This is a genomic window from Cytobacillus sp. FSL K6-0129 (genome assembly GCF_038007625.1).
Lineage (GTDB): Bacteria > Bacillota > Bacilli > Bacillales > Cytobacillaceae > Cytobacillus > Cytobacillus kochii.
The window spans coordinates 771,085-783,724 of record NZ_JBBOXM010000001.1; the positions used below are offsets into that span (position 1 = coordinate 771,085).

At 35.3% G+C, this 12,640-nt stretch carries 10 protein-coding genes; 3 read left to right on the forward strand and 7 right to left on the reverse strand.

The window, feature by feature from the left end; translation table 11 throughout:
• Window positions 1–178: 178 nt before the first annotated feature.
• From MHI57_RS03760 to MHI57_RS03770, 3 genes are all read right to left on the reverse strand, one after another.
• Complete coding sequence (locus tag MHI57_RS03760) at window positions 179–949, reverse strand: DeoR/GlpR family DNA-binding transcription regulator (protein ID WP_095373175.1); 771 nt, start codon at window positions 947–949, stop codon at window positions 179–181.
• 255 nt (window positions 950–1,204) lie between these two features.
• Window positions 1,205–2,473, reverse strand: a complete 1,269-nt coding sequence (locus MHI57_RS03765; protein ID WP_095373174.1) for a TRAP transporter large permease — start codon at window positions 2,471–2,473, stop codon at window positions 1,205–1,207.
• A complete protein-coding gene (locus tag MHI57_RS03770) occupies window positions 2,470–3,018 on the reverse strand; it encodes a TRAP transporter small permease (RefSeq protein ID WP_095373173.1) in 549 nt (182 codons plus the stop codon). Before MHI57_RS03770 ends, MHI57_RS03765 begins: the two co-directional genes overlap by 4 nt.
• 192 nt (window positions 3,019–3,210) lie before the next feature.
• On the opposite strand from MHI57_RS03770, the gene MHI57_RS03775 reads away from it, so the two are divergent.
• From MHI57_RS03775 to MHI57_RS03780, 3 genes are all read left to right on the forward strand, one after another.
• Window positions 3,211–4,239, forward strand: coding sequence for a DctP family TRAP transporter solute-binding subunit (locus MHI57_RS03775; RefSeq protein WP_322909409.1), 1,029 nt, complete (start codon window positions 3,211–3,213; stop codon window positions 4,237–4,239).
• 81 nt (window positions 4,240–4,320) lie between these two features.
• The gene (locus MHI57_RS25025; protein ID WP_416337090.1) at window positions 4,321–4,491 is read left to right on the forward strand and encodes a DUF4083 family protein; all 171 of its coding nucleotides are present in this window, start codon (window positions 4,321–4,323) and stop codon (window positions 4,489–4,491) included.
• 775 nt (window positions 4,492–5,266) lie between these two features.
• A complete protein-coding gene (locus MHI57_RS03780; protein ID WP_095373170.1) occupies window positions 5,267–6,109 on the forward strand; it encodes a DUF2935 domain-containing protein in 843 nt (280 codons plus the stop codon).
• Window positions 6,110–6,431: 322 nt separating this feature from the next.
• Here MHI57_RS03780 and MHI57_RS03785 read toward each other — a convergent pair whose 3' ends face one another.
• The 4 genes from MHI57_RS03785 to MHI57_RS03800 all read right to left on the reverse strand — a co-directional run bounded on the left by MHI57_RS03785 (window position 6,432) and on the right by MHI57_RS03800 (window position 12,635).
• On the reverse strand, window positions 6,432–6,866 hold the full coding sequence (locus MHI57_RS03785) for a peptidylprolyl isomerase (protein WP_224936572.1): 435 nt from the start codon (window positions 6,864–6,866) through the stop codon (window positions 6,432–6,434).
• A gap of 340 nt (window positions 6,867–7,206) precedes the next feature.
• Window positions 7,207–7,749, reverse strand: coding sequence for an HD domain-containing protein (locus MHI57_RS03790; protein ID WP_095373168.1), 543 nt, complete (start codon window positions 7,747–7,749; stop codon window positions 7,207–7,209).
• A 466-nt stretch (window positions 7,750–8,215) separates the two neighbouring features.
• Window positions 8,216–10,291: a transglycosylase domain-containing protein gene (locus tag MHI57_RS03795; RefSeq protein WP_340975137.1), complete on the reverse strand. Its 2,076-nt coding sequence runs from the start codon at window positions 10,289–10,291 to the stop codon at window positions 8,216–8,218.
• A 106-nt stretch (window positions 10,292–10,397) separates the two neighbouring features.
• The gene (locus tag MHI57_RS03800; protein WP_307313710.1) at window positions 10,398–12,635 is read right to left on the reverse strand and encodes an AAA domain-containing protein; all 2,238 of its coding nucleotides are present in this window, start codon (window positions 12,633–12,635) and stop codon (window positions 10,398–10,400) included.
• Between the last annotated feature and the right edge of the window lie 5 nt (window positions 12,636–12,640).

Genomic DNA, 12,640 nt, shown 5'->3' on the forward strand with positions numbered 1-12,640 from the left:
TATCGCTGCTGAAGTAAGTCTCTTTACTTTAAAAACCGTTTTTCATAATTAAATCAGCATCTAGAAATCCTAACCACGATACAATAGTGCGGCAACCGGCATTGGAATAATCATTTTTCCATTCCCCTCTGAACTAAGGAGGGCAGCAATCAGCTACCTAAACTGCATCCCTCTCCTTTTAGCTCTGTATCCATTGTTCTTTAGTAAGGTCAACTGTGTCCGAATAATCGATATTCGTAATAAAGTAATTCACTTCTTCTAATGAGGCGATTTTATAATTGGCTACCTTATCCACCTTAGAATCATCACTTAGCACATAAGATTTTTTTGATTGCGAGATAAAAACTTGTGACAGAAGACATTTATCTAAGTCATAACTTGTAAATCCAGCTTGATTAGCCACACCGTCGATGGCAATAAATGCTTTATCGACATAAAATTCTTTTGCCATTTTTTCTGCCAAAGATCCGGTTGTACGGAAGTGATCATTACGAACATGTCCACCTAAGAAGATAAGTTCACCTGTGAAACTTCTTAACTCCTCTCTTTCCATTAATTTAATCGCGATGGGAAAGGAATTCGTTATCACTGTAATGCCTTCTTTCATTAATAAACCATCAGCCATCTGCATCGTTGTACTTCCTTCATCAATGAAAAGTACATCACCATCTTCAACAAGTGAAGCTGCTTTCTTACCAATCAATTTCTTTTCGTCGATATGAAGAATTTCTCTTTCAAACATCGACAATTCATTATTTACAGGCTCAACTTTGACTGCACCACCATGAACTTTTTTTATTTTATATTCATTTGATAATTCTTCTAAGTATCTACGAATGGTTTCCGTTGATACATGAAATTCTTTCGCCAATTGATTAACCTTCACTTGTCCAAACTCTTGGATTAAACTCATAATCTTCTTCTTTCTTTCTTCGGCTAGTAGAGACATCCATGTTTGCTCCCTTAATCAAAATTCTTTTGTTGTTTTACTTTGTTTTATTTTGTTTTATGTTGTTTTTTATTATATAAGCAAGAATATCACATGTATATCATCCTGTCAGAGAATCTCACAAACATTTACAAAACCTTAAATATCATTTACAACCGCTTAAAGGGTTTTACATATTTCTTATATTTGTTGATTTATAACAACACAAAAAGACCGCCAAAGACATTGCTTTGGACGGCTCTATTATTCAATGATTTACTCTGCTAACAGCAAAGAGATTTCAGGGAATATGATAACAAGAATCAGTGCAACCACCATAAGCAAATAAAAGGGAACCACACCTCTAATCACTTCACCAATTTTTTCTTTTGTAATTCCACTAACTACGAATAGATTTAGCCCTACCGGTGGAGTAATCATCGCTAACTCCATATTAATCGTCATAATAATGGCAAAATGTATGATATTGATATCAAACAATACTAATACAGGTAGTAAGATTGGCAAAGTGATTAAAATAATCGCTGTTGCCTCCAGAAACATCCCCAATAAGAAAAACATCAAGTTGACACCAATTATAAATATCCACTTATTTGCTGCACTAGCTTCAATCCATTGAGCAAAAATCTGTGGTACTTGTTCCGTTGTTAAGAACATCCCAAAAACCATGGCTGAAGCAATTACTAAGAAAATCATCGCAGTTATATTAATAGACTCTTTTAATACTTCTCGAAATTTATTAAAAGTCATCTCTTTGTAAATAAATATCGACACAATTAAACCGTATAAACAAGAAACAAAAGCTGCTTCAGTTGGCGTGACAGCCCCACTATAAATGCCACCTAAAATAAAAACGGGTAGTAAAAAGCCCCAGATTGCCTTATATGTCTTTTTCCATCTCAATTGAAAGGGAACTTTTTCTAATCTACCATAATTATGTCTCCTTGCATGAAATATAGCTGAACACAAAAGTAAACTTGTTAGTAGCAAACCAGGGATTATTCCTGCAGCAAATAATTTACCTACTGAGGCTTCTGCAACTGTTGCATAAATAATTAACGGAATGGACGGTGGGATTAATATACCTAGCGTACCAGCAGCTGCCACTAAACCCATCGAATATCTTTTACTGTAACCTGCCTTTACCATCGCAGGAATCATAATCCCACCAATTGCTGCAGCTGTGGCTGGGCTTGAGCCTGAGATGGCAGCAAAAATCATGCAGGCAAGGATAGTGACAACAGCTAATCCACCGCGAAAATGACCGACCCATGATTTTAGTGCTTCAATTAAGTGAAAGGATATGCCACCTTTGGACATAATCACCCCTGCAAAAACGAATCCGGGAATTGCCATTAAAGTTGCTGAGTTTAAAGCATTAAACATCTTCAAACCAACCGTATAAAGCGTAAAATCTACCATAAATAAAGCAACGATACTAGATAGGCCAAGGCTGACTGCGATTGGAACTCTTAATAAACAAAGAATCGTAAATACAACAAAGAGGACAATAATCGCACTCATAAACTAACCCCCTTGTTATGATTTTCTCTATTTTGTTGTTCAATTTCTTCATATAATTCTTCTACTTCACCTGTTAACTCTTTCTTGTCTCCTTTAGCAGATCTATAAGCTTTTCTAATGAAGTAAAGCCCTAGTAGTCCCATACTGATAGGTAATACAAGTAAAGTAATCCAAATCGGAATACCTACATCAACAGTTTCAGTACCTTGCACTCTTGTAAGCGTTACCAATTTAATGCTTGTAAACATTAAAAAAAAGGCAAAACCCGCACCGATACAATTGCTAATACAGTTAATAATCATTTTTGCTTTGTAAGATAAACGATCAAATAGGATTTCTACACTGATATGACGATTTTCTTTTAAAGCGATACCAAAACCCAAAAAGATGGACCAAACAATCAAAAATTCAAAAATCTCTGTCACCCAAGCTTGCGGCATATTGAGGATATACCGTGTAAATACCCCATACAGACTTACAAACACACCAGCAATAAATAACAAACCAGCCATTCCCTCTTCTAAGCTTGATAGTTTCTTAAGCATGACGATTATCAACTCCCTTTTGTAGATTGTATCCAATATTTATACTTTACTATAAAACAAATGAATAATAAACAGAATATTTATTTATTTTTATTTATTCACAATTTTCATTTATTTTGTTATAATTCTAGATATTGTATCCAATATACTATTTTGTAAGCGATTTCTTTTGTAACTTAGGGGGGTTTTTCCATGTTAAGAGTAAAATCGATTTTTGTCCTTTGCCTTTTGATTATCGTTGGAACACTTCTGTCTGGTTGTCAAAGTCACCCTACACATGCAGATGCTACCCAAGTAAACGGCGTTCAAGCAATGACTATTAAGATATCCCACGTAGTTGCAGAAAATACCCCCAAGCATAAAGGGGCATTAAAAATGAAAGAAGTGATTGAAGAACAATCCAATGGGAAGATCCGAGTTGAGATTTTTCCTAATAGCTCCTTGTTCGGTGATAAAGATGAGTATCAAAACTTAATTGCCAATAATGTTCAATTCATCATGCCGGAAATGACAAAATTAGTTGGTTCTGAAGTCGGTTTTAATATTCCAGGTATGCCTTTTCTATTTGAAAATGATGAAGCTGCTGAAAATTTTTGGGATGGACCAAAGGGGAAAGAAGTATTAGCGCGTTTACAGAAAGATAAAGTATTAGGGTTAACCATGTGGCCAAACGGAGCCAAGCATGTGACAAATAATAACCGTACTATATCCTCTCCAAGTGATTTTGCTGGATTGAAAGTGCGGACAACTGGAGGGCAACTATTAGAAGAACTATATAAATCATTAGGGGCCGGCTCAAGTTCGATCCCTTTCGGAGAGCTATATACTGCCTTGCAACAAGGAACGGTCGATGGTCAAGATAACCCGTATAGCAACATCGAATCGAAAAAGTTTGCTGAAGTACAAGAGTACTTAACCATTATCGGTATGAACCGTGTTGACTATGCATTACTAACAAACACAACTTTTTGGGATGGATTAAATGATGAGAGCAAGCGTATTGTGCAAGCTGGAATCGACGCAGGTACAGAGATTGCTAGAGATTCTGCTGAAAAGCTCAATGATGAAGCTTATGTAAAAATACAAAATGAGAGCGATATAGAAATAAATGAACTGACTGATGAAGAGATAGAAGCTTTTAAAGAGCATTTACAGCCAGTGTATGATAAATGGAAGGAAATTATTGGCGAAGATATTATTGAGGATGCTGAAAAAAGATAATCCACATTTCCAATAATTACTATAACATGTATAATGGTTAGAAAGCGATTAAATGAGGTGATATAGGTAATGACTGGGGATATGGTCTTTCAACTAATATTGTTCCTCCTCCTTTTAGCTATTCTATTCATATTCACTGCCGCTGTAAAATTTCTTTTTCGGAAAAATAGTATGAAACCAAACCTTGAGGTAGAGCAAAAATTGGACCAAATTATAGAATTATTGCAAAGTGAAGCAAATAAGAAAAGATAGAAGGCGTTCTTTAATGGGCGCTTTTCTTTATTATCATGTTCTTATTCGTTTCTAAGAGATTTCCGCATTATAAAAGCTTTATCACCTTCTTCTATCATAAAAAATATTCATGTTTTTAAAAGTATCATTGTCATAATATAAGTGGTTACGATAAAAAACAATAAAAGAGTAATAGAAGGATAAAACATTGCGCTATATTCCTGCCTTCTGGTTATATAAGTTTGTCTAAACTGCTCTAAGCTTTCCAAGGACTTATTCTTAACTACCCCTTTTATAAGAGTATTTTCTACTTTTTCAGTTCCTTGTTACCGTACTTCTGGCAATTCTACTTCGCTTTTTTCGATAAATTCCAAATCCCAAAATATTAGTAACAATATCCTGTATGATTATTTTGGTTATTGGCATACTCAGGTACTTATTTTTTTATTGATCGAGTGAAAGACCAATATTCGTTTTTAATGTTAGGTGTATTTATCGTTTTTTATTCAACAAGTGGTGATGTGGTTTATTAGAAAAAGAGTGAAAACAATATGTTGGGAAGGTGACTTATTTGAAAAAATAACTCACTCCCTTTAATGATTTAACAATCCGGCGTTATCCTTGAACAAGGATAGCGCTCTTTTTTCATTAAAGGACCTTTTAAAGGAGGAGGCATTATTTCGTCCTCGTTATTTCATGATTTCAAAATAAAACGGAATTGCTTTAAGGCATATTCAAATGACTATGTAAATATGAATAGAATAGAACAGAAGAAGTATTTCAGGGAGGTTATTGAATGAACGGGGATGATACATCTTTGCATGCTGATACCGGTGTTACATCCGGATTGTTTGTTGAGAGATCTTTAAATGAAATTCGTTTTTGGGCTAGGATTATGAAAGAACATTCTCTATTTCTTCGATTAGGTTTTAGAGCAGAAGATACTCAACTAATTCAAGAGGCTAATCAATTTTATCGCTTATTTGAACAAATCGAACAAACTGCACATTCCTTTAATAATCAAACAGATCCCGAACAAATAAGAAGATTTAATTCAGAGGTACAACAAGCTGCAACTAATATTTTCGCATTTAAAAGGAAGGTGCTAGGACTAATTCTTACATGCAAATTGCCGGGGGCAAATAATTTCCCACTATTAGTGGACCATACAAGTAGGGAAGCTAATTATTTTAGAAAACGATTAATTGAATTAAATGAAGGGAAATTACAAGCGCTTCCAGATGCTATTATTAAAGAGAATGTCTTCTTCTTAAGGATTATGGCAGACCATGCAAAATTTATTGGTCATCTCCTTGATCCGTCAGAAAGGAAACTGGTTGATGTAGCACGGGATTTCAGCAATGATTTTGATCAATTGCTGTATCAAGCAAAGGACTTAGAATCTATGAGGCCACAATCTCAAACCGGTCCACTTTTAGATCAATTCCTGGATCAAAATCGGGTGTCAGTTTCATCTCTAAGGGACTTCAAGAAAACAGCCCGTGATTTAATTGAACAATGTAAAATTAAGAGTATTATTCATCCTCTGTTAGCCGACCATGTTTTCCGGGAAGCTGATAGGTTCCTAGAAATCATTGATATGTTTGACGCACATCTTACAGGTGGTTCCAAATCCTGATCAAAGACAGAAAATTTTGGCTAACCTTATATAACGAACGGGTGGCTTTCGTAAAAAGTAGAAAGGGTTCTACATATTAGTCATATCTAATATGTAGAACCTTTTCATTTTTCTATCTTTTTTAAATTTAGGTCTTGAAAAAAAAATCCCTTACTCTCTTTTTTAAACTTCATATTTTTTATCACAGTGCGAACATTTTATTTTTCTACTGAATGCGTTCATACTTTAAGCATATTCTTTCTTTTTTTTAAAAAAATAACCTAAACCATTCCTTTTTTAAAATAAAAAGCCCCTCATAAAAGAGGAGCCTTACTTAGCTTTATTAGTCTTCTACAACTACTTTTTCCATTACGTCACCATTTTTCATTGCTTTCACAGCTGGCATGCCAGATGTTACTTTTCCGAAAACAGTGTGTACACCATTTAGGTGAGGTTGTGGCTCGTGTACGATGAAGAACTGACTTCCACCAGTGTCTTTACCAGCATGCGCCATAGAAAGTGATCCTTCTTCGTGTTTGTGAGGATTGCCTTCTGTTTCACACTTAATTGTATAACCGGGGCCGCCTGTACCTGTTCCTGAAGGGCACCCACCTTGAGAAACGAATCCAGGAATCACACGGTGGAAAGTTAACCCGTTATAAAAGCCCTCGTTAATCAACTTTTTGAAGTTTTCTACTGTACCTGGTGCTTCATTTGGGTATAATTCAAATTCAAGTTTTTCTCCATTTTGTAGCTGTATGTATCCTTTTTCAGACATGTATAACACTCCTTTATATTTCAAAATCTTTTCTATCATAACATTTTTTTATGTAAGAATAAAATCTGAAGGTTAATTAATTTAAATGAAGCATTTATTATGTACCAAATAAGCTTAAGAATAGTAATAAAAGAAATATGATCGATGCATAAAATGAGACATGGAGAAAAAAAGTAGTGAGGTTGAATTTTATTTCTTCAGTGTTAAAAGTTTGTCTTTTCGTCCGTTTTTGCATATCATCACCATCCTTATGTAGATGTTAATAATATTCGTTATTCATATGACAAAATCCTCCAACTTTAAGCAAAATAAATAGCCCTTCGTTTGTATGAAGTGCCATTTATTCAGCTTGTCTTTGCTGAAGTTGTTGAGTTAAATGACGATCAATGATACTGTCTAACTTTTGTAGACTTTGCCTTGCTTTGTCAGCAGTAATGGTCCGATAATGATGGGCTCCTCCTGGTTCTTCATCCTTTTCATCTGCTCTTTTAACAATGGATTGTAAGGCCGTACGATCCACTTCTCCACCTGGTAAGAAAGAATCAGTATGAAATAATATTGCAAGTGAGACTTGTTTGGCTCTAATCGGATTTTCACCTAAGCGAATCAGTAATTTATGGGCTCTTTCCGCTCCTTTGATCGCATGAATATCGTTTTTACGATATAACTCATAGTCCCATTTACCATTTTGATTATACCAAGTGTAATGACCGATATCATGTAAAAACCCTGCTTTTGCAGCTAAGTCGACATCCACATTTTCTATCTTTGCTAATTTCACTGCGTGATAAGCAACCGCTACAGCATGGGCAAGACCTGATCTTGTCACATATTTTTTGGCAATATGATGATCAAAAATATTAGTTAATGTAACATCTCTCATAAAAAATAACCTCCTCTTTTTATCCTTTACCATATTTATACCCCGCTAAACAAACGTTGGCTTATAAAGTTATCATATACATTATTATTGTCGAAAGTGTTAGGGCATATTATGTGGAAATTGATATTTTAACTATACATTTTACTTATTTTCTCTTAAAATTGCTAGTGTTTTGTTTGATTATCTAACAAAAATGTTTGTGAGCAATGTCTCTACCACCTCATAAAAAAACATCATTGACTCATCGTAAGAAAAAGACTGGGACAAAACTAAAATGATCTAACCTTAAAAACGAACAATCACCAATGATGTTCTATAAAAATCAGTTGTAAGAAAGCCCATTCCATTGCACTATTTTTTTATATAAGAATAAAAACACAAAAAAAACCGAATGATTAGATATGTATACTACTAATCATTCGGATAAATCCTCAACTAGAATACTTAAGTCCCATCTACTTCCTTCTTAATTTACATATTCATTCCATTTATCGCGCAAGTATCTCGCGAAATCTTTTCCGTCTTCAATGCTTTCTTTCATAAATTCTTTCCAAACGGGTAGTTCTTCTTTTATTTTTTCCCCTAGTTTGTCAGATTGTTCTTTAATGGTTGTTTCCATTTTCTCTTTTGCTTTGTTAAAAGTTTCGCCCGTGCTGTTGTTGACTTCTTTAGGTTCAATAGCGCCTTCCATTACCGCTTTGAAAACCGGTACAACATTTGTCGAGGTGCTTCCTGATAAGTAATGTTCTCGGTCCGTTTTATCATACCCCAACCACACTGCGCCAACGATTTCATCTGTATAACCAACAAACCATTGATCTTTTGTTCCATTTAAATCAGCATATGGCAATTGAGTCGAACCTGTTTTCCCAGCAAGTGACACACCCTCTATTTTGGCACCTGCGCCGGTTCCATTTTCAATGACATCTTCAAGCATTGTATCCATTTTTTTTGCGACTGATTTTGATGTGACCTTTGTAGCTTTATCATCATGGGCAACAATCTCATTACCAGTTGGACCAACGATTTTCGTAATAAAATGAGCATCATACCGCTTCCCTTCATTTGGGAAAGCAGAATAAGCTTGTGCTAGTGTTAAAGGAGAAATCCCTTTATGCATACCACCTAAAGCAATACCCAAATACTCATCTTCCTTTTCATAAGGTATGCCAAATCGCTGCAAGGAATCTAACCCTTTCGTTAATCCGATTTGATCAAGTAACCAGACAGCAGGTGCATTAATAGATTCAGCAACAGCTTTTGTCATCTCTACTTCACCAAGGTATTGATCGTTCACATTTGTTGGTGTGTAGTCCCCATAAGTGACTTTTTCATCTTGTAACATTGAATCTGGCTCATAACCTTCTTCAAGCGCAGGGGTATAGGCAGCAAGCGGCTTTAAGGTTGACCCTGGTTGTGCCTTTATATGTGTGGCACGGTTAAATCCTCTAAAAACATGTTCACCTCGCCCACCAACCACTGCACGGACGCCACCAGTTTGTGGATCGAGTAGAACAGCTCCACTCTGAACAAGAGTACTTCCATTACCATTCGGGAATAGAGAGTCATTATGATAAGTCACTTCTAAATTTGCTTGGATATTTTGGTCCATTTGTGTATATATTTTATATCCTCTTGTGAAAATTTCCTCTTGAGTTAAACCATAACGGTTGATCGCTTCATCTAATACCGCATCTATATAGTAAGGGTATTGTCTCTCGAATGTATTTTTTTCCCCTTCTTTTAAGACAATCTCTTCGGCAACTGCTGTTTCGTACTCAGCAGTAGTAATCATGTTCAGTTCCTGCATTTTAGCTAATACGATATTTCTTCTTTTCATTGCGCCTTCATAGTTTTTATAAGGGTCCAGATAAGAAGGTGATTGCAATAAACCTGCAAGCATGGCTGATTCACTTATTGTTAACTCACCGACATTTTTACTGAAGTATTGGTTGGCGGCACTGTCAATTCCCCAGGCACCACTACCAAAGTAAACTTGATTTAAGTACATCTGTAGTATATCTTCTTTTTCATATTCTTTTTCAATTTCAACTGCAAGGAATAGTTCTTCTATTTTTCGGCGGTATGTCTGTTCGGATGTTAGTAGTGCATTCTTAGCTAATTGCTGTGTGACTGTACTACCTCCACCTGTGATTCTACCAGCAAATAGATTGCTTACAAATGCCCTTGTCATTCCTTTTAAATCAAAGCCATTATGTTGATAAAAGCGTTCATCCTCTATGGCAACAACCGCATTTGGTAAATGTTCTGGTAAATCTTCAAATGTTACTCCTTCACTACGATTTGTGGCAAAGCTTGACGCTTCATCCCCATCCTTATCATATATGATCGTAGACTGCTTTAATCCTTCTTGTAATGTAGAAACATTGGCATTTACGGCAAGAAAGGCAAAAAATAGAATCGCAAGTAAAATAAAAGTCAAACCTAATAATAATCCGATTTGCGTTAAATGATATCTTTTCCAAAACTTCTTTATCCATTGCCATAATGTTTTTAATCTCTCTTTTAGTTGAGCTTTCATTGTTTTACTCCTTCATATAAATGCAATAGTGAAAAGTTTTTATTTCCTCTCCTCTATTAAATAGAACGTAATAAATAAAAATAAGTTTCACTTTTATATTATTCTTCTACCAACCATTAGATTTAACCCAGTTGACTAATGTATTTGATATGATTCTTGCACTGACATAAGGGGGTAATAGATTAGTCATTGCTTCAAAAGGAGCTCCAAGCCATAAAATATCATCATCAATCAAGATAAAAGCAAAGCAAGGATGACCTTTTATATGATTAGCCGAAGGAAGCTCAGATAAATGAGACTCGCTACAAATCGTAAGTAAATTCCTTTTCATTAATGATCGAAATACCTCTATATAAGAGGACCCAACACTAAATATTTTCGGCAATCCAATGATTACTTGCTTCTTAGCATGATGTAAATCATATAGTAGGCGTTCACGCTTTTTAGCATAATGCCAAGACAATTTCGGATGAGAATGATTCATCCATTGCCCTATTTCAGCGGGGCCAATCACATGTCCTTCGCTCGTTTGATGTTGCCATAATTTTTTCCATATTTTCTTACTTGATACATGCTGCCTTATAAACGTACCATTTGCTATATGGATAAACTTTCCTTTTGTACGTGTGAGAGCAACATTTAATAATCGTTCACTATTTTGACCGGTTAATAACACACCTGGTCTCGTTTCAGGATCCCCATCGACTGTATCAAATATCATCATATCCTGTTCACTCCCTTGAAAGCGATGGACAGTCGCTGACACAATTTGCGCAGTCATTTTCTCTTTCTCATAGACTTCATCTAAGAACTGTGTCATTAATATCGCTTGTGCCCTATAAGGTGTAACATAGCCTATTGAGCGATTACCCGCCTTATAAGCTTCATGAATGAGTTGAAAAGAGAGCAATAGTTGCCATAGGTTCACACGTGAATGCGTTGATTTTTCCTTTATGCAATAGGCACCTGTACTTGATGTATCTAACAATATAGAGGCACGTTGAGGAAATGGATGACTTTCTACAATGTTCTCTCTCGTTTGATAGACAGATGGATGATCGACAACAAGGGATTGATAAATATATTCATTCGTGAATTTCGATATATCTGGGTGCATTCTTCTTTGTTCATTTAATAAGAACAACTGCGGATGCAGTTTCCCTTTATTCTCTTGACTTACAACACCGGCATGATGGAAAATATCTTCTTGCAACCATTTTTTTACTAAAGGATGCTTTGCTGAAGCTATTGGCGGTAGTTGTTTAAAATCTCCACAGATAATTGTCCGTTTTCCTAGTGAAGTCGCAAGGGCAATTTGAGGGATATATGCCATACTTGCTTCATCTAAAATGATATAGTCGAATTCATCTTCATAGATTAAGGTATCAGTTGCCATTTTCGCCAAGGTTGTGCCAATGATTCTTGATTGCTTTACTAGAGTATTTTCTTTTTTCTTTAGTTTTTCATGTAATGTATGAAGCTTTTTTTCTATTTCAACTAATTGCCTACTATCACGTTGGCTAAAGGAAGAGGATAGATCTAATTTTAATCCTGCTCTTTCCTCCATTAATTGATTTTTCTCTTCTATTAAATCACCATCGCTCATGTTCAATAAGCCAGTCGCTGTAATTGAAACAAACTGCTTCATGAATTCATCTGATTGTCTGCCATACCTTAATAGATCACCAAGATTGTATTTATCCTTTTTCAAGAGAAACTGATAAACTTCTGCCATGAGTACATCCACTGCTTGATTACTATGTGCGACAATTAATATCCGCTTCTTTTTTAAATATTGATTTGCAGCTACTCTTGCTAACGTATAGGTTTTACCGGTTCCAGGAGGTCCCCAAATATAAGTAATTGGATTATACTTCGATCGTAGTACTAACTCATGTAATGATGATTTAATTTTATCTTGCGGATGCTTTACCTCAGTTGAGGGATTCATTAGATGCTTTATTCTTACTCTTTTTTTCTTTTGATCCTTTATTTCCGCTATCCTCTGATAGAGTTGATCTAATAACTCCCAAGGGTCATGCTGCAAATGGGCTTCATGAATCTCTTCACCGAAATAATCTTCTATCGTTACAATAATATTTTTTCCTTCTACAGATACCATTCGGCCCTTTGACTTTCTTTCTCCCCAAAGAACGGTAATGGTTGAACCAATTGGAATTGATAATGGAAAATGGACTTCAAAGTAATAGCTATAGCCCTCTTTTGCATCTAATTTTCTTCCAGCAAAAATATGAAAACTCTTACTACCATATTGTTTTAAGTGACTGATTTCTGCTGCAATCGCTTTTTGCCACTCTTTTATATAAACTTTTGTTGATACCATTTGCT